The organism is Rhodococcus sp. NJ-530 (genome assembly GCF_003860625.1).
GTDB lineage: Bacteria > Actinomycetota > Actinomycetes > Mycobacteriales > Mycobacteriaceae > Rhodococcus_F > Rhodococcus_F qingshengii.
This window is the reverse complement of sequence record NZ_CP034152.1, coordinates 1,758,448-1,774,294: the sequence shown is the minus strand read 5'-3', so window position 1 is coordinate 1,774,294 and position 15,847 is coordinate 1,758,448. Positions and strand designations below refer to the sequence as shown.

Genomic DNA, 15,847 nt, shown 5'->3' with positions numbered 1-15,847 from the left:
GGCGCAAGAGAATGCATCTACTCACCGATACCCTCGATTCGCTCTGGCAGGTAGTGGCAGTCGGACTGCTCTTCGGAGCCGGACTGCCGGCGATCTTCGCCTTCGGCCTCAAGTCGCTGAGTCTGCCGAACGCCGACGGCACCGAAGGACCGTCCACCCTGGGTAAAATGGGTGCGTACCTCTGTTTTGCGGTCGTGCTCGTCACGATCTTCGCCGGAATACTGTTGTTGATGAAGAACTTCTTGGCCAGCACGTTCGGAATCCACGTCTTCTGAGTGGTCGTCGCGGCACACCACTGAAACCACCGAAACGAAAATGAGGCCGAGGATTTGAGCAAGTATTCATTGCGCAGCGTGCTCGACTGGCTGCGTGCCGGGTATCCCGAGGGCATCCCGGACAAGGATCATTTTGCGCTGCTCGCCGTTCTCCGTCGTCGTCTGACGGACGAGGAGATCGAGCAGGTCGTTTCGATGTCCATCGAGTCGGCACACGAAGTTCCGGACCGCCATGTCGACTACGACACCATCCGCGCCATCATCGAGGGAATCCTCAACGAGGAGCCGTCCGAGGACGACGTCGATCGTGTCACCGAAAGGCTGCGCGCAGGTGGGTGGCCGGTCATCGAAGACGTGGACACCGACAACGAAGTTCGAGACGTGAGCTGACGTCATGGCCCTTCCGCCCTTCCTCACGTCGATAGTCGGCTGGTTGCGGGCCGGCTATCCCAATGGCGTCCCCGAGCAGGACTACATCCCACTTTTCGCGCTCCTCACTCGCAGACTCTCCGAAACCGAGGTCGACGCCGTCGCCGACGCGTTGATCGAGGACGGCGATCTGCCCATCGAGAAGACCGACATCCAGGTCCTCATCACGAAGATCACCAACGAGATGCCACTCGAAACCGACGTCGACCGCGTACGAAGCCATCTGGCTGCCGGTGGTTGGCCGCTGGCTGGACCGGACGTCCGGTGAACGTTCTTCGCACACTGGCCGTTCCACAGGGTGAGGCGGTCTTCGAGGTACTGCCTGCCATCGCGCAGATCCTGGACGGCGTGCACGACGCCGTGCTTCCCGTCCCGGCGGCCGACGCACGCGAGACGGCCCGACTGAGCGACGCTCTGCACCCCGATCAGCCAATCGACGACGGCATCTCGCTTGTGGTCGCCACGTCGGGGACCACCGGAACCCCGAAGGGCGCGATGCTCACCGCGAGCGCACTGCGAGCCAGCGGCGACGCGACCCATGAACGCCTCGGCGGCACCGGATCCTGGTTGCTGGTTCTCCCCCCGCACCACATCGCCGGGATGCAAGTTCTGTTGCGCAGTGTCCTCGCCGGAACACAACCGGTGATCGTCGACGTCAGTGCGGGTTTCGACCCTGCAGCATTGCCGGGCGCTGTCGCCGCGATGAGCGGACCGCGCCGCTACACCTCGTTGGTGCCGACTCAGTTGGTCAAGGCACTCGGTGATCGCTCCGCGGTCGAGGCTCTGGCTTCGCTCGACGCGGTTCTGCTCGGCGGCGCTGCTACTCCCGCACCGGTACTCGCGCAGGCCACCGAAGCGGGCATCACCGTCGTCCGCACCTACGGGATGAGCGAAACGTCCGGCGGTTGCGTCTACGACGGAATCCCGTTGTCCGGAGCACAGATTCGTATCGACGACGGCCGAGTACTGCTGGGCGGTCCGATGCTCGCGTCCGGGTACCGCGGGCTTCCCGACCACCCCGCTTTCGCCGAGCCCGGGTGGTTCCGGACCGACGACGCCGGAGCTGTGGTCGACGGGGTCCTGCGCATCAGCGGCCGGTTGGACGAGGCAATCTCCACCGGTGGGCTGACCGTCGTACCGCAGGTGGTCGAGGCCGCGCTGGCCGATCACCCCGCCGTGCGCGAGTGCGCGGTGATCGGCATCAAGGACCCGCGGCTGGGGCAGCGGGTGGTGGCCGTCGTCGTACCCGAGGGCGAAGCTCCGACGCTCGACGAACTACGCGCACATGCTCAGCGGACACTCGACGTCACCGCAGCGCCGCGGGAACTCTTCGTCCTGGACGCGCTCCCCCTGCGCGGACCGGGCAAGCTCGACCGCGCCGCCCTGGTGGCTCGGTTCAGCTAGCAGCCGCAGCCCGATTGTTCAGCCGCAGGCCTGATCAGCGCCGCGGCTGCACAATCAGCGCGCGGCTCCGCGGAGGCAAGCCCGCTCGAACCTTTCGCGGACACGTTCGAAGTCGCGAAGATCCGCCCATACCCACCGGAACACCTCGAACCCCGCGTCCCGGATCGCGTCCTCCCGCAGTTTCTCGCGCTCTACCGCCCTCCCCGGATTGTCGCCGCGATACTTGACCATCCCGTCGAACTCGCCCACCACACCGTGCTCTTTCCAGAAGAAATCGACTCTCCCGATGAACCGGCCACCGTGACGGATCTCGTGCTGCAGGGTCGGCATCGGCCAACCGTCGTCGCGCATGCGTACCCGGCTGATGGACTCCCCCGGACTCTCGGCACCTGGTTCGATGAACGTCGCCGCCACTCGAGCGCGACTCATTCCCAGCCGTCCGCGCGCATGATCGAGCGAAGCGTCGACGTTCTCACGCCTCATCCCACGTCGCAGGGCGCAATCACCGATCACCACGGCGGTCTCGAACGGCGTCGTCCGTGCGAGGTCGACGAACGTTCGCGCAAGCGACGTGGTTGCGACGCCGTCGATCAGCACGACCTCCTCGGCCGGGACCACTGCCGGATGAAGATGCAAGGTTTGACTCTTCCGCCCACCCGAGCACCGGTTACGCGTCATGTGCACGGTGTCCAATCGCAATCCGCCGCAATCCAATCCGTGCATGACCGCTGCCGAAGCGTGGCTCACGATTGCGCCTGGTCCACAGCTTTCGGTGGCTACCATGACAGCGCAGCGGTGGCGTGCTCTCGCATCGAGTTCGCGGAAGTGATCGGCGCGCATGTAGATCCCCGCTGCGATTCGGTGCAGCTCGCCGCGCCTGACCGCTCGCTGCAACTGCGCGTCGCTGGTGCCGTCCCGGTGAGCCTGTGCCCGCGTAAGAATCTCCATGCAGCGAGCGTGATGCCGCCGCGCCCGCACACCGACAAGCAAGATCCGTCTGGGGATTGTTTGCCGGTTGTGGAGCACCGACCTCGCGCACTGTGCAAGTAACCGCAAGTTCCACGCAAGGTCCATGCAAGATCGGTCTGCCAAGCTTCATCCCATGAACCACACAGCTTCGCCTCTTGCCATCGAGGCCGACGGACTCGTCAAGAAGTTCGGCGAGCACCGCGCGGTCGACGGCGTCAGCCTCACCGTCCCCACCGGCTCGGTGTTCGGCGTCCTCGGGCCGAACGGCGCCGGCAAGACCACCACCGTCCGCATGCTCGCCACTCTCCTTCGCCCCGACGGCGGTGAGGCGCGCATCTTCGGCCACGACGTCAGCCGTGAACCCACCGCGGTCCGATCCCTGATCGGCGTCACCGGTCAGTACGCCTCCGTCGACGAGGATCTGACCGCGACCGAGAACCTCGTGATCTTCTCCCGGTTGCTCGGCCTGAGCCGCCGCGATGCGCGCACCAAGTCCCTGGAACTCCTCGAGGAGTTCGATCTGGTCGAGGCCGCGACCAAACCGCTGAAGAACTTCTCCGGCGGCATGCGTCGACGCCTGGATCTGGCGGCAAGCCTGATCGCGCGCCCGCCGCTGCTGTTTCTCGATGAGCCCACCACCGGCCTCGATCCGCGCACCCGCGCCCAGATGTGGGTGACCATCCGGCGACTCGTCGCCGAGGGTTCGACGGTGTTGCTCACCACGCAGTACCTCGACGAAGCCGATCAACTGGCCGATCGCATCGCGGTGATCGACCGCGGCCGCGTGATCGCCAACGGCACCGCCGACGAACTCAAGGCTTCGGTCGGGATCTCCTCGCTCCAACTCAAGCTGGTCGATCGTGATCGCACCGAGGAGGCTCGCTCGCTCATCGCCGCTGCGCTGAGCGTCGAGGTGGGTGTCACTCCCGAGGTCGGGCGGATCACCGCACCACTGAGCGACCCGTCGATCACGGCGGACCTGTTGATCCGTCTGCGTGAGCAAGGTATCGCCGTCGACGAGATCAACGTACAGAAACCCAGCCTGGACGAAGTGTTCCTGACCATCACCGGGCACCAGCCCGAAGACGGTGGACGCAACGACGCCCAGTCCGACAACGACTCCGATCGGAGCGTCGCATGACAACCACCCTCACCAAACCCCGGTCGCCGATAGCCCAGCCGGATGCCGCACCCCGCCGCATCAGCCTGCAGCAGAGCTTCGCGAACACGTTCACGATGGCGTACCGCGGAATTCTCAAGATCAAGCACAACCCCGAGCAACTGTTCGACGTCGTCATCCAGCCGATCATCTTCACGTTGATGTTCACCTACATCTTCGGCGGCGCGATCGCCGGTGACGTGACGGCATATCTGCCGACGATCATCCCCGGCATCCTCGTCCAGACCGTCATCACCGGTTCCATCGTCACGGGCACGCAGCTTCGTGAGGACATGGACAAGGGCGTGTTCGACCGCTTCAAGTCCCTTCCCATCGCTCGTATCGCCCCGCTGTCCGGTGCATTGCTCGCCGACGTCGTGCGCTACGGCATCGCCACGACCATCACGTTCATCGTCGGTTTCGCGATGGGTTACCGCCCCGCAGGCGGCGTGGTCGGCATTCTGTCTGCCGCGATCCTGGTCATGGTGTGCGCCTTCTCCATCAGCTGGATCTTCGCTCTCATGGGCGTGCTGATGAACAAAGCGTCCACGGTGCAGGGTGTTTCGATGCTCGTGCTGTTCCCGCTGACGTTCCTGTCGAATGCGTTCGTCGATCCTGCCACCATGCCGAGTTGGCTTCAGAAGTTCGTGAACGTCAATCCGGTCTCACACCTGGTGACCGCGGTTCGCGAGCTGGCCAACGACGGACACTTCGGTATCCACGTCGTATGGTCGCTGGTGGGCGCCGCGGTGATCGTTGCCGTCATGGCACCTTTGACCGTGCGGATGTACATGCGCAAGACATAAGTCCCGCACCATCGTCCAGACCTAGTCCAGCACCGGTCCGCGAAGCGCAGCCAACACTGCTTCGCGGACCGCTCTGCGTGAGTAACCCGATACCTTCTCGGTTTCCACAGACCACCTGTCGGCTCCGACCAGACCAACCGCGAAGTCGGAGAGGCGCGCGTGATGGAGCGAGACGAAGTCTTGTCTCCCCGGCATTTTCAACGACAAAGCCATCAGTTCGACTCCGCGTTCGATGTTGCCCGTGACAAGATCGAACGACCCGATCGCCGACGCCAACGAACCCGCGAGCGGCAGGTCCGCGTAACCGTTGGGATCGAGCTTGAGAGCACTCGACTCCTTCATCTGCAGAACGCGGCCCGCCACCAGTTCGTGCCGGCCGTGAACTGCGTGAGCGCACACAGCCGCGGCACCGAGCAGAACGACGAAGGGATCACCGAAGATGTTCTCGATCGCAGAACCCAACAGCTCCAGCGCTTCTCGATACCGAGCCAAGCCCTCGTCGATACGGCCGTCCGCGAGATCCGCCTCGGCGATACTCGCTATGAGCGCCGCGCGCCGTTGATCGGTTTCGATGGCCCCGGTCCCACCCGAATGCGCCAATGCCGGACGTGCACGATCGAGAAGCACCCGACCACCAGCGGTGTCACCGGCCGCGATCATTGCTCCGGCTTGAAAGCAGATGAGCTGCATCGCCTCGTCACGCGCACCGAGGCGTTCCATCGACGCCGCCGCGATCGCGTAGAACTCGATGGCCTCGCCATAGCGGGCGGATTGGCTGTGAACCGACCCGACATGTTGGGCCGCCATCGCCAGACCCCACTCGTCACCGATGCTGGTGGCGTAGTCGAACAGAGTCTCCCCGTCCAGCAACGCACCGCGCAGATCTCCGATGTTCTCCCGCATGTTCGAACGCGCGGACAGCGCCGCCATTCGGGTCTCGGGATCGGAACTGCGAACGCCTTCGGCCACCAACCGCGCAAGTTTGTGGTTGGCGATCCCACTCGTGGTCAGCTTGATCAGAAATGCGAACAACGGACCGAGATCATCGCGCTCACGCAACAGCTTTCGAAGTCGGATCCGCGCACGGGCATGGTTTCGATCGGCCTCTCCGAAGAAGAGATGCATCGCCACCAGGATGAACGTAGCGCCCACCAGTTCTGCATTCACGTCGCGCAGATCGTTGTCCGCGGTCGCCCCGACGATCTTCGACGCCCAGTTCGAAATTTCCGAGTTCGATCCTCGTACGGCCCACAGAATCGCAAGGACGGGGAAGACGTTGGCTACGGTCACCGCGTCGCCGCGTTCCACGGCCCAGCGAAGTACAGCCAGAAGGTTGTCGTGCTCGGCGTCGAGGTCGGCAATCAGACGGAGCTGATCCGTCCGTGCACGCACGACGGCATCCTCGGCGATCGCAATCGCCCAGTCGTCGAGGCGCCGAATCACTTCCGGTCCCTCCCCGGACGCGGCGAGTTGCTCCTCGCCGTATTCACGGACAGTCTCGAGCATGTAGTACCGAAGATCTCCCTGCCCGTCGCTGACGGAAAGAAGTGACTGATTCACCAGCGCTTCGACGGCACTTGCCACATCGGTCAACTCGCCCCACCCGGCAACGGCTTGCGCCGAAGAAAGGGTGAAGCCGGCCGGGAATCGGCACAATCGACGCAACGCAATCTGATCCCCGCTGCCCAACAGATTCCAGCTCCAGTCGATCACCGCGTGCAGGGTGCGATGCCGATCCGGAGACGTCGGATCATCGGAGCGCAACAACGCGAACCTGTCTCGCAGTCTCGAACCGATTTCGTCGACGCTCATGGTGCGGACCCGCGCGGCAGCGAGCTCGATCGCCAGCGGGAGTCCGTCGAGCGTCGTACACAGCTTGACGACCGCGTCGACGTCCAGATGAACAGACGGCCGCACCGCACGGGCTCTCGCCGAGAAGAGTTCGACTGCCGAGCCGGTTCCGTCGTCGATCGCCAACGGCGGCAACGGGTACACCGCCTCGGCACTGATCATGAGCGGAGAACGACTGGTGGTCAGAACCGTCAGCTGACGACCGGCCGCGATCATCTCGGCCGCGATCTCCGAACACGCGCCGATCACGTGCTCACAATTGTCGAGGATGAGCAACATCGGACCGGCGGACAGCGCCTCTTTGAGTCGCTCTCTCGCCGAATGCGTTCGGCCGACGGTCAATTTGCCTGGCGCCAGATCGGATTCGCTGATTCCGAGGGTGCCTCCGATGGCCGCGATGACATCTTCGCTGCTGCGCAACGACGCCAACTCCACGAGGACCACCGAGACGCCCGGCTGGTTCACGGATCCGCGCAGGCCCAATTCGTGTGCGAGACGGGTCTTTCCGGCGCCGCCAGGTCCGAGAATGGTGACGACGCGCGAGCGGGCGAGCAAGGATTCGATCTGGTCGATGTCGTTGTCGCGACCGAGCAAGGTGTTGGGGGCAGCGCGCAGACCGATCGCACGGGCGGCCCGCGGTGTAGCCGCAGGTGCCCCGAGAAGTTCCGCGTTGAGAGTCACCAGTGCGGGTGACGGATCAGCGCCCAGGCGATTGGCGAGGTGGTTGCGGAACTCCGCGAACACTTCGAGTGCCTCGTTGACTCGGCCTGCTCCGGCGAGCGCACGCATCAACGCCTCGGCCGCTGTGTCGTCGAATGGGCTCGCCAGATGGCGTCCGCGCACCAGGGGAATGGCTGCCGCGTACTCCCCCAATGTGAGCAACGCGTCGATCTGCGCCGTCTCCAGTTCGTCGTACACCCGGCCTGCGTCGAGCGCCAGACGATCTGCAACGTCGCCGACGACGTCACTCCCGGGGGTACCGCGCCACAGGCGCAATGACGCGGTCGTGACGGCGAGCGCTTCGGACGCGTCGGCGCCGACGGTGCGCAGACCACGGGCGGCGTCCGCTGCCCTGGCCAGGTCGACACGCTCCCGAGCGAGAGTGAGCCGGTATCCGGCCGCCGTGACTTCGAGGGCCCCGTCCGGGAGTGCAGATCGCAGGCGCGAGACCTGAGTGTGGAGGGCGTTCATCGGTGAGCGCGGCGGCTCCAGCCCCCAGACGTCGTCGATCAGGCTCTGCGCGGTACGTGGCTCACCCGGATTGCGAGCCAGCGCAACCAGCAGAGTTCGAGCTCGCGGACCCGGCAACGGAACCAGACGATCGCCCACTTTGGTCGAAACGGGTCCGAGCAAGGCAATGTCTGCCAGGTCTTCGCCCGACTGCGCGTACCTGGCGCGCTCACTCACGTCTCGAGTCATGTGCTGATCCACCGCGTTCGATCGTATTGCACAGTGCAAAGATCGTTGTATGGCAACAGCTGCTCAATGGATCGAAGGCGCGAGGCCGCGCACACTCCCGAACGCGATTGCGCCCGTGCTGGTCGGCACCGGAGCCGCGGCGTCCCTGGACCTCGCAGTGTGGTGGAAGGCGCTCCTGGCACTGATCGTCTCCTTGGCCTTGATCGTCGGGGTGAATTTCGCGAACGACTACTCCGACGGAATCCGTGGAACGGACGACGACCGCGTCGGGCCACTGCGCTTGGTCGGATCGAAGTTGGTCAGTCCCGGAGCTGTGAAGGCCGCGGCGATCAGCTGCTTCACCGTTGCCGCGGTAGCCGGGTTCGTTCTGGCGGCGACCACAGCCTGGTGGCTGGTTGCGGTCGGCGTGTTCTGCATCATCGGTGCCTGGTTCTACACCGGCGGCAAGAAGCCTTACGGATACAGCGGGTTCGGCGAGATCGCCGTGTTCATCTTCTTCGGACTGATTGCAGTGCTGGGAACTCAGTTCGTACAGGCCGAGCGGGTGGATCTGGCCGGGCTGGCCGGCGCGATCGCCATCGGCTCGTTCTCGAGCGCGGTGCTCGTTGCCAACAATCTTCGAGACATCCCGACCGACACCGAGTCCGGAAAGATCACTCTCGCAGTCCGGCTCGGCGACGCCAGGACCCGCACGCTGCACGTGATCCTGCTGGCCGTCCCGTTCGTCGCGACCCTGCTGCTGATCCTGCGTACTCCGTGGGCATTGCTCGGATTGCTGGCGTTGCCACTGGCAATCCGAGCCAACGCCCCACTGCGTTCGGGCGGGCAGGGTATGGCCCTGATCCCCGCGTTGCGCGACACCGGACTCGCCATGCTCGTCTGGGGTGCCGCGACCGCAGTTGCGCTCAGTCTCGCCTGAAAGTCGACGGACTCAACGGTTGTCCGGGACGAACGCGCTGAGCAGGAAGTTCACGATCGAGATGATCAGCGCGCCCCAGACTGCCGTCCAGAAGCCGTCGACCGTCAAGCCGTAGGACGTTCCGGACGAGATCCACGCCGTCAGCATCAGCATGAGGGCGTTGATCACGAGCGTGAACAATCCGAGAGTCAAGATGAGCAGCGGCAGCGAGAGAAGCTGCACTACCGGCTTGATGAACGCGTTGACCACCGTGAAGATCAAAGCGATCACCGCGATCACGAGAACCGTGCCCCAGGTGCCGTTGTCGTGGTTGGCGATCGTGATGCCGGTGACCCACGCCGACGCCAGCCAGATGGCTATGCCGTTGATGATGAGACGTGCCAGAAATGTCATGTCTGAATGCTGGCACATCCCGCCCCGTGCATGCGGAGCCGTGCCGAATCTAGGCGGCGCGATTCATCTTCGCTTCCAAGCGCTCACGGATCACCGACATCGTGACCTGCGTTTCGAGGGCCTGACGGGTAGGCCCGTCGGCGACACGCAGGATGCCGAGCAGGATGTGTTCGGCGCCGATGCGATTGTCCTTGTGCGCGAGCGCTTCACGGAGCGAGAGTTCCAACACCTTCTTGGAGTCCTTCTCGAATCGTGAACGAGGGAACCCGAATCGGCTCTTGCGAGAAGTGTCGACGCCGTCCGGCACAGGAGTCTCGTCCAGCACACCTTCGCCGAAGGACTGCTCGAGACTCTCCCGAACCGCATCGAGATCGATGCCGATCGACTTGAGTATCTCGGCGTCGTCGTCGAGATTGTTCGAGCTACCTTCGTTCGAGCCGGCGCCGGCACGGTGGATCACGTCGAGCGTGACACCAGACTCGGTGAGCACCTCGGTGGCGATGCCCCGATCAGAGGTGAGCAGCGCGGTCAGAAGTTCCATCGGCGTGACCGGACCGGATCCGGCGACAGCATCGACAACGACGCCGCGAGCCTGTGCGGAGAACCTTTCGAACATGGCAATTACCTGCCCTTCTCGCGCAGTGAACGCAGCATCGATTCCGACTGCGCGGACGCGTATTTCTTGTGGACGGCTTGACGGCTGACCTCGAGAGCTTCCGCGATCGCCTGCCAGGACCATCCGTGACGGCGCGCATTGGCGACCTGAATGGCCTCGAGTTTTTCGAGTAGACGACGCAGCGCTCGAACAGCACGCAATCCCTCGGTGGGATCCGGGCTACCGGCGGCAGCAGCGAGAGAGGTTGCTTCGGTCATGATGTCAATTTAGGTTGACAACCGGAATCTGTCAACCAAAATTGACAGGCGCGCCTAGTATCCGGCGACGGCCCCGTTCACTGCCACCTGCAAGTCAGCCTGCACAGTTCGGGCGATATCCATCGGCTTGTCCGGAAGTTCGGTCACCGGCATTCCGACAAAGACACTCGCAGCCTTGACGTCGCCGGCCACCGGACCGTAATTGATGCCGATCGACACCAGGGCCGGTGAGCATCCCAACTTCTCGGCGCGCGCGACGATGTGGCCGATTCCACTGTTGACGTGCTGCAACCGCGTCGGATCTTCGGTGTTGCACGTCCCTTCCGGGAAAATCGCCAGACAATCCCCGTTGCCCAGACGCTCGGCCGCGACGTCCATCATCACTCGGCCGGCATCCGAAACTGCACGGAGGCCGTAGTTCTTGCTGCGAAAAACCGGGATGCTGCCCATCATGTCGACCTTCTTGCGCTGTGAAGGATCAACGAAGAGTTCGTCTTTGGCGAGGACCCGGGTCCGTCCGATCACTCGACGCAACGGAGTACGCCACGCGGTCGCGGCGAGCGTGAACTGGTCGCTCTCGGTCAGATGATTGACCGCCACGACCAACTGCGTCTTACGTTCCAGCAGAGTCTTCAGCGCAGCTTCCGCACCCGGCGCGTACCTCACCCGCGGGCGGTACTTCAGCGCCAATGCGGCATAAGCGAGCTTCGCCACGAATCGGTTCTGCTGATGACTGCGGTAGTACTCGTACACAGCCTCGTAATTGTCGAGTGAAACTTCAGGATTGCCCATGATCCGCCCTCGCTGGAGAAGTGCCCCTTGACCAAACGATACACAACCTACGGTTGCGTAGGTTTGCGTTACAGAAGGCGTAGCGCTGGGAGAAACTCCACTCTCGAGGTAAAACGGTTTCTGTGATCCGCTCGGCCATATCCACCGACCTACCCGCACTGCAACAGATCGAGATCGCCGCGGGCGAACCGTTCCGAGACATCGGGATGGACGCCATCGCAGACGATCCACCGCCGACGCTCGACGAGTTGAACGATTTTCTCGCAGCCGAGCACATCTGGGTTCAGACCGACGCAAACGACGTACCCGTTGCGTACGCGCTCGTCGAGATCGTGGACGGCGGTGCGCATATCGAACAGGTCTCCGTTCACCCCGATCATGCCCGCAAAGGCCTCGGAGCCCAGCTGATCGACGCCGTCACCGAATGGGCGGCGGACCATCACCACGATCTCGTGACTCTGACGACGTTCGTCGACGTTCCGTGGAACGCGCCGTACTACGAGCGACTCGGGTTCGTGCGTCTGGCCGAGAACACGCTCTCCCCCGGCCTGATACGCATCAGAACGGACGAGCAGTCGTCCGGGCTGGACGCCTGGCCGCGCGTGACGATGAGCCGCCCGTCACACGGTCCGGCGCCGGCGATTCAGGAACTGGCCGTCCACGCACCCGAACGGACGAACTCGTCCAGCACTGTCGTCGGGCCGAGCAGGTCGATCCCTTCCGAAGCCACCCATTCGTCGTTGTAATACGTGCCTGAGTAACGCTCTCCGCCGTCGCACAGGAGGGTGACGACGCTGCCGCTGCGCCCGGCCGCCATCATTTCGGCAATCAACGCAAAAGCTCCCCACAGGTTCGTCCCCGTCGAGCCGCCCACTTTGCGCCCCAGGGCTGCGCTGGCGTGCCGGGCGGCCGCGATCGAGCCTGCGTCCGGCACCTTGATCATTCGGTCGACCACCTGACCGACAAACGACGGTTCGACGCGCGGACGGCCGATGCCCTCGATCCGGGAACCTCGAGTACCGACGATCGACGGATCGCTCGCTCGCCACGCGTCGAAAAACACGGAGTGCTCCGGGTCCACCACGCACAGCCCCGTGTCGAATTTCCGGTAACGAAGAAAGCGGCCGATCGTGGCACCGGTTCCGCCCGTCCCGGCTCCGACGACCACCCAGTCGGGAATCGGATGTTCCTCGTGTTCGAGCTGAGTGAAGATCGATTCGGCGATGTTGTTGTTTCCGCGCCAATCCGTCGCGCGCTCGGCGTGGGTGAACTGGTCCATGTAGTGACCGTTCAACTCACTCGCGAGCCGATGCGATTCCGAGTAGATCGACGACGGATCGCTCACGAAATGACAACGTCCCCCTGCGCCTCGATCAACGCGATCTTGGCGGGACTCGTGCTCGCGGGCATCACCGCGACAAAATCCAGGCCCAGCAACTTCGCGAAATACGCCTCGCTGACAGCCGTCGATCCGGACGACGCTTCGATGACAGTGGTCTCTTCGGTAACCCAGCCGTTGCAGATCGCGTAGAGGAAAAGCGACCGTGCGAGTCGATGCTTGAGACTCCCCGTGATGTGGGTCGACTCGTCCTTCAGATAAAGCTGGACGGTCCAGTTACTCGGCAGCGGATAGCGCAGCAGGTGAGTGTCCGCGCTGCGTTGCGCGTCGGCTTCGATCAACCGCACCGCGTTGTCGACCCACTGGCGTGAGGTCCGACGGTCGACGTCGAGCGACCCCGTGGTCACCGCCCGTCTCCGCGCAGCTTGGAGCGAAGATCGTCACGATCGGACCGACGCTGGGCGTCGACCGCCGCAATGCCCGCATTGACACGCTTGCGCAGTTTCGCGAAGAGCAGCAACGACAGCGGCAGCGCGATCAGAACTGCGAACAGCGCCGCGACGATCAAGGGAACGTCCGTGCCGGCGAGCTTTCCGCCACCGATGATGACGGCACCGATCACGACGACAAGCAGCAGCCGAGCGACCGAGTACAGCACCACGTCGCGGGCTAGTTGACCCTTGGTCACCGGCCCGGAAGCCGACTTTGCTTGCCCAGAGTTTGCGGAAGGTTTACTGGCCTTGACCGGCTCAGAAGGAACATTTTCGGGGTTTTCAGACAACTGACTCACCCTCTCAGGTTACCCATTCCGAATACGGGTGGGACCGAGCCCGCTTTATCCATTTTGTCCTTTACTTAAACATTACTTTTTCTTGAAAGATCGACTACCCGGCTATATCTGTGCAAACATTGCGCTACCACTCAGAAAACGGTCGAATGTGAGCGAAGGACTTCGAAACAAACTCGACGCAGGTTTTTGGCAACTGGTCGACACACCGGTTCGGAACCAAAGTTCGGAATCACTGCTCGGTTCGGAATCACTGTTCGTCAAACGTTCGACATCAACATGGAGGACCTCACAATGAGCGCACCAACCTTCAATACCGCCGCAGACGCACTCATGACGCCCGGACAGGTAGCGGCATTGTTTCATGTCGATCCCAAGACCGTGACCCGCTGGGCACACGCAGGACGACTGGGCTCGCTTCGCACGCCAGGAGGACATCGTCGATTCCGTGAGACCGAGGTCATGCAGCTTCTGCGCTCGCTGACCACCGAAGCAGACAACAACTGAGCAAACTCGGCTCACTTCGAAGCACTTTGCAGTACCCGACAGATCTTGCAATACCCGACAGATCTTGCAGTACCCGACAGATACAGCACTAGCGCACTGAGCCGAAACGCTTGTCCGCACCACTTCTGGTGAAGCGGGGCGGAGACTGAGTAGGCTCGACTTCAGTTCCCTGAGGAGGTGCGCCGTGTTGTATCTGTTGGCGTTGGTGGGTTTGGTGACATTGATCGTTCTGATGTGGAAGGCATTCGGGCCCGATCCGTCGACGCGCACCCCGGTGAGCGGTGTACGCGGGCCGGATGACGATCCCGAATTCCTGTGGAATGTGAACCAGCAAACACGACGCAAGCGCACGGAAGGTCCGGACGTACCGCCGACTGACGCGTCGACGTAGCGTCCGGGCTCGCCCGGCTATCCGATTACCGCCCCGTCAACGCGAACGGGGAGGCCGGAAAGTCCTGCGCAACCACCGCAGCCAACTCCAGCACCGCTTCCCGAGTACCTGGACGCAGCCGGTCCAGATCGATTTCGGCGCCCTCTTCCAAATGCGGATCGAACGGAATCAGTTTCACCGCTCGACAGCGCTGCTCGAAGTGCTCGACGACCCGCGGCAGATCAACCTTGCCCGAGCGAGGCCGTACCGCGTTGATGACAGCTACGGACGTGGCGACCAGCCTGCTGTAACCGTGAGCGTCGAGCCAGTCAAGTGTTGCGGAGGCGCTACGTGCACCGTCGACGGAACCGGAACTGACGACGATCAACGAATCTGCACCTTCGAGAATGGCCTGCATCGCCGAGTGCATCAATCCGGTGCCGCAATCGGTCAGAACTATGCTGTAGAACTTCTCGAGCATGTCGACCGTGCGCGTGTAGTCCCCACCGCTGAAGGCCTCTGAAACTGCTGGATCGCTGTCGGAGGCAAGCACTTCGAGCCGGTGTCGATTTTGCGATGTGTAGCCACGGACGTCGCTGTACTTCTCGATGCTGTTCTCGTCGCGCAGCAGGTTTCGCACTGTTGCCGGAGTTTCGAGCGGGATCTTCTGGCTCAGCGTTCCCCGGTCGGGGTTTGCATCGACAGCGACGACGCGATCGCCGCGGATCGAGCCGAACATCGACCCCAGTGTCGCTGTGGTCGTGGTCTTTCCGACGCCGCCTTTGAGACTGAGCACCGCAACCTTGTAGCAGCCCTGCAGCGGCTGGTTGATCTGGCGCGTCAACTCGACGAGGTGCTGCTCCTTTGCACCGTTTCCGAGGTTCACCGATCGGCCGGACAACGTGTACAGCGCCTTGCGCCAGCCGCCCACCGGCGCAGGCCGGACAGGCCGCTTGACGAGGAGCGCAGCCGAGAGATCTTGCGCAGTCATCGGGAGAGCGGACTCGAAGCGACTGTCCGGAGCCGAGGTCAGTCCGGTCTGCGGCATCGGAGCGCGAGTAGGTGGCACTGTCGGCGGGGCCATCGGCACGGCCTGACCATTCTGGAGGGTGTGGCCGTTCTGCACCGGCGCAGCGCCGGGATGACCGAACTGCCGAATCGCGGGATTGGGCGGATGGACGCCGGGCGAAAAAGGTGCCTGCGGTTGCTGGAGCGGTCTCGCGGATGAATGCGCCGTCGGGCCGGGCTGCGAATTCTGAACAGGATGCAGGTTCTGAAAAGGCTGCGAATTCCGAACAGGCTGCGAATTCTGAACAGGCTGCGGAACGCCAGTTCGTGAATCCGGAAGCGACCCTCCACGATTCGTAGGTTCGTAGGTCTGCATCGGCATCGCAGGCGAGGTCGAGAACTGGCCGTTGATCGGGCCTGGCTGCGCTGCCGGATACTGGATGACCGGAGTCTTGGGACCTGGTACCGGAGCCGCTGGGGTCGTCGTCGGCGGCGGAGCGGCGGGTGCACTGGGCGCCTGGCCGGCGACTTGCTGGAGCGGCCCGGA

At 63.5% G+C, this 15,847-nt stretch carries 18 protein-coding genes and 1 pseudogene; 10 read left to right on the top strand and 9 right to left on the bottom strand.

The features are described 5' to 3' along the window. Positions 1-11 precede the first annotated feature (11 nt). From EHW12_RS08335 to menE, 4 genes are read left to right on the top strand one after another with little or no spacing between them, the layout of a single operon-like run. Complete coding sequence (locus tag EHW12_RS08335; protein ID WP_003942079.1) at positions 12-275, top strand: hypothetical protein; 264 nt, start codon at positions 12-14, stop codon at positions 273-275. Between the two features lie 54 nt (positions 276-329). Beyond that, positions 330-665, top strand: a complete 336-nt coding sequence (locus EHW12_RS08330; protein WP_003941853.1) for a DUF3349 domain-containing protein — start codon at positions 330-332, stop codon at positions 663-665. 4 nt (positions 666-669) lie between these two features. After that, positions 670-972 (top strand): DUF3349 domain-containing protein, encoded by a 303-nt coding sequence (locus tag EHW12_RS08325; RefSeq protein WP_003941976.1) that lies wholly within the window; start codon positions 670-672, stop codon positions 970-972. Next, complete coding sequence (gene menE, locus EHW12_RS08320; protein WP_125050488.1) at positions 969-2,108, top strand: o-succinylbenzoate--CoA ligase; 1,140 nt, start codon at positions 969-971, stop codon at positions 2,106-2,108. Before EHW12_RS08325 ends, menE begins: the two co-directional genes overlap by 4 nt. 54 nt (positions 2,109-2,162) lie before the next feature. Here menE and EHW12_RS08315 read toward each other — a convergent pair whose 3' ends face one another. Then, positions 2,163-3,056 carry a type IV toxin-antitoxin system AbiEi family antitoxin domain-containing protein gene (locus tag EHW12_RS08315; RefSeq protein ID WP_050768582.1) on the bottom strand — a complete coding sequence of 298 codons (894 nt, stop codon included), beginning with the start codon at positions 3,054-3,056 and terminating at the stop codon, positions 2,163-2,165. 154 nt (positions 3,057-3,210) lie between these two features. Between EHW12_RS08315 and EHW12_RS08310 the strand changes: the two genes are divergently transcribed. Together EHW12_RS08310 and EHW12_RS08305 are read left to right on the top strand one after the other, a co-directional pair. Next, positions 3,211-4,218, top strand: coding sequence for a daunorubicin resistance protein DrrA family ABC transporter ATP-binding protein (locus EHW12_RS08310; RefSeq protein ID WP_003941960.1), 1,008 nt, complete (start codon positions 3,211-3,213; stop codon positions 4,216-4,218). After that, a complete protein-coding gene (locus EHW12_RS08305; protein ID WP_003941848.1) occupies positions 4,215-5,042 on the top strand; it encodes an ABC transporter permease in 828 nt (275 codons plus the stop codon). Before EHW12_RS08310 ends, EHW12_RS08305 begins: the two co-directional genes overlap by 4 nt. Positions 5,043-5,063: 21 nt before the next feature. On the opposite strand, the gene EHW12_RS08300 is transcribed toward EHW12_RS08305, so the two are convergent. Beyond that, positions 5,064-8,312 (bottom strand): BTAD domain-containing putative transcriptional regulator, encoded by a 3,249-nt coding sequence (locus EHW12_RS08300; RefSeq protein ID WP_125050487.1) that lies wholly within the window; start codon positions 8,310-8,312, stop codon positions 5,064-5,066. 49 nt (positions 8,313-8,361) lie between these two features. On the opposite strand from EHW12_RS08300, the gene EHW12_RS08295 reads away from it, so the two are divergent. After that, the gene (locus EHW12_RS08295; RefSeq protein ID WP_007728497.1) at positions 8,362-9,231 is read left to right on the top strand and encodes a 1,4-dihydroxy-2-naphthoate polyprenyltransferase; all 870 of its coding nucleotides are present in this window, start codon (positions 8,362-8,364) and stop codon (positions 9,229-9,231) included. Positions 9,232-9,243: 12 nt separating this feature from the next. Here the strand turns inward: EHW12_RS08295 and EHW12_RS08290 are convergent, their stop codons facing one another. Genes EHW12_RS08290 through EHW12_RS08275 form a run of 4 tightly spaced genes read right to left on the bottom strand, consistent with a single transcriptional unit; the run spans position 9,244 to position 11,289 of the window. After that, positions 9,244-9,624 (bottom strand): phage holin family protein, encoded by a 381-nt coding sequence (locus EHW12_RS08290; protein ID WP_003941998.1) that lies wholly within the window; start codon positions 9,622-9,624, stop codon positions 9,244-9,246. 49 nt (positions 9,625-9,673) lie between these two features. Then, a complete protein-coding gene (locus EHW12_RS08285) occupies positions 9,674-10,240 on the bottom strand; it encodes a Clp protease N-terminal domain-containing protein (protein ID WP_054187824.1) in 567 nt (188 codons plus the stop codon). Positions 10,241-10,245: 5 nt separating this feature from the next. Continuing rightward, complete coding sequence (locus tag EHW12_RS08280) at positions 10,246-10,497, bottom strand: HTH domain-containing protein (RefSeq protein WP_003941869.1); 252 nt, start codon at positions 10,495-10,497, stop codon at positions 10,246-10,248. A 54-nt stretch (positions 10,498-10,551) separates the two neighbouring features. Next, entirely contained in the window at positions 10,552-11,289 is a 738-nt protein-coding gene (locus EHW12_RS08275; RefSeq protein WP_003941959.1) for a 1-acyl-sn-glycerol-3-phosphate acyltransferase, read from the bottom strand. Positions 11,290-11,411: 122 nt separating this feature from the next. On the opposite strand from EHW12_RS08275, the gene EHW12_RS08270 reads away from it, so the two are divergent. Next, positions 11,412-12,035 carry a GNAT family N-acetyltransferase gene (locus EHW12_RS08270; protein WP_054187825.1) on the top strand — a complete coding sequence of 208 codons (624 nt, stop codon included), beginning with the start codon at positions 11,412-11,414 and terminating at the stop codon, positions 12,033-12,035. Here the strand turns inward: EHW12_RS08270 and EHW12_RS08265 are convergent. After that, a pseudogene (locus tag EHW12_RS08265) lies at positions 11,933-13,035 on the bottom strand (PLP-dependent cysteine synthase family protein). The gene EHW12_RS08270 and the pseudogene EHW12_RS08265 sit on opposite strands and share 103 nt — an antisense overlap. Beyond that, the gene (locus EHW12_RS08260; RefSeq protein ID WP_007728513.1) at positions 13,032-13,316 is read right to left on the bottom strand and encodes a DUF4229 domain-containing protein; all 285 of its coding nucleotides are present in this window, start codon (positions 13,314-13,316) and stop codon (positions 13,032-13,034) included. The pseudogene EHW12_RS08265 and the gene EHW12_RS08260 overlap by 4 nt, the downstream one beginning before the upstream one ends. A 393-nt stretch (positions 13,317-13,709) precedes the next feature. On the opposite strand from EHW12_RS08260, the gene EHW12_RS08255 reads away from it, so the two are divergent. Beyond that, entirely contained in the window at positions 13,710-13,922 is a 213-nt protein-coding gene (locus EHW12_RS08255) for a BldC family transcriptional regulator (protein WP_003942029.1), read from the top strand. Between the two features lie 184 nt (positions 13,923-14,106). After that, positions 14,107-14,313, top strand: a complete 207-nt coding sequence (locus EHW12_RS08250; RefSeq protein WP_003941996.1) for a hypothetical protein — start codon at positions 14,107-14,109, stop codon at positions 14,311-14,313. A gap of 25 nt (positions 14,314-14,338) precedes the next feature. On the opposite strand, the gene EHW12_RS08245 is transcribed toward EHW12_RS08250, so the two are convergent. Continuing rightward, positions 14,339-15,562 (bottom strand): MinD/ParA family protein, encoded by a 1,224-nt coding sequence (locus EHW12_RS08245; protein ID WP_238704815.1) that lies wholly within the window; start codon positions 15,560-15,562, stop codon positions 14,339-14,341. Positions 15,563-15,847 lie beyond the last annotated feature (285 nt).

Coding starts and splice junctions, on each gene's coding strand:
- EHW12_RS08335 (WP_003942079.1), top strand. CDS start 12: ATGCATCTACTCACCGATACCCTCGATTCGCTCTGGCAGGTAGTGGCA.
- EHW12_RS08255 (WP_003942029.1), top strand. CDS start 13,710: ATGAGCGCACCAACCTTCAATACCGCCGCAGACGCACTCATGACGCCC.
- EHW12_RS08275 (WP_003941959.1), bottom strand. CDS start 11,289: ATGGGCAATCCTGAAGTTTCACTCGACAATTACGAGGCTGTGTACGAG.
- EHW12_RS08325 (WP_003941976.1), top strand. CDS start 670: ATGGCCCTTCCGCCCTTCCTCACGTCGATAGTCGGCTGGTTGCGGGCC.
- EHW12_RS08305 (WP_003941848.1), top strand. CDS start 4,215: ATGACAACCACCCTCACCAAACCCCGGTCGCCGATAGCCCAGCCGGAT.
- EHW12_RS08315 (WP_050768582.1), bottom strand. CDS start 3,056: ATGGAGATTCTTACGCGGGCACAGGCTCACCGGGACGGCACCAGCGAC.
- EHW12_RS08300 (WP_125050487.1), bottom strand. CDS start 8,312: ATGACTCGAGACGTGAGTGAGCGCGCCAGGTACGCGCAGTCGGGCGAA.
- EHW12_RS08310 (WP_003941960.1), top strand. CDS start 3,211: ATGAACCACACAGCTTCGCCTCTTGCCATCGAGGCCGACGGACTCGTC.
- EHW12_RS08295 (WP_007728497.1), top strand. CDS start 8,362: ATGGCAACAGCTGCTCAATGGATCGAAGGCGCGAGGCCGCGCACACTC.
- EHW12_RS08280 (WP_003941869.1), bottom strand. CDS start 10,497: ATGACCGAAGCAACCTCTCTCGCTGCTGCCGCCGGTAGCCCGGATCCC.
- EHW12_RS08290 (WP_003941998.1), bottom strand. CDS start 9,624: ATGACATTTCTGGCACGTCTCATCATCAACGGCATAGCCATCTGGCTG.
- EHW12_RS08285 (WP_054187824.1), bottom strand. CDS start 10,240: ATGTTCGAAAGGTTCTCCGCACAGGCTCGCGGCGTCGTTGTCGATGCT.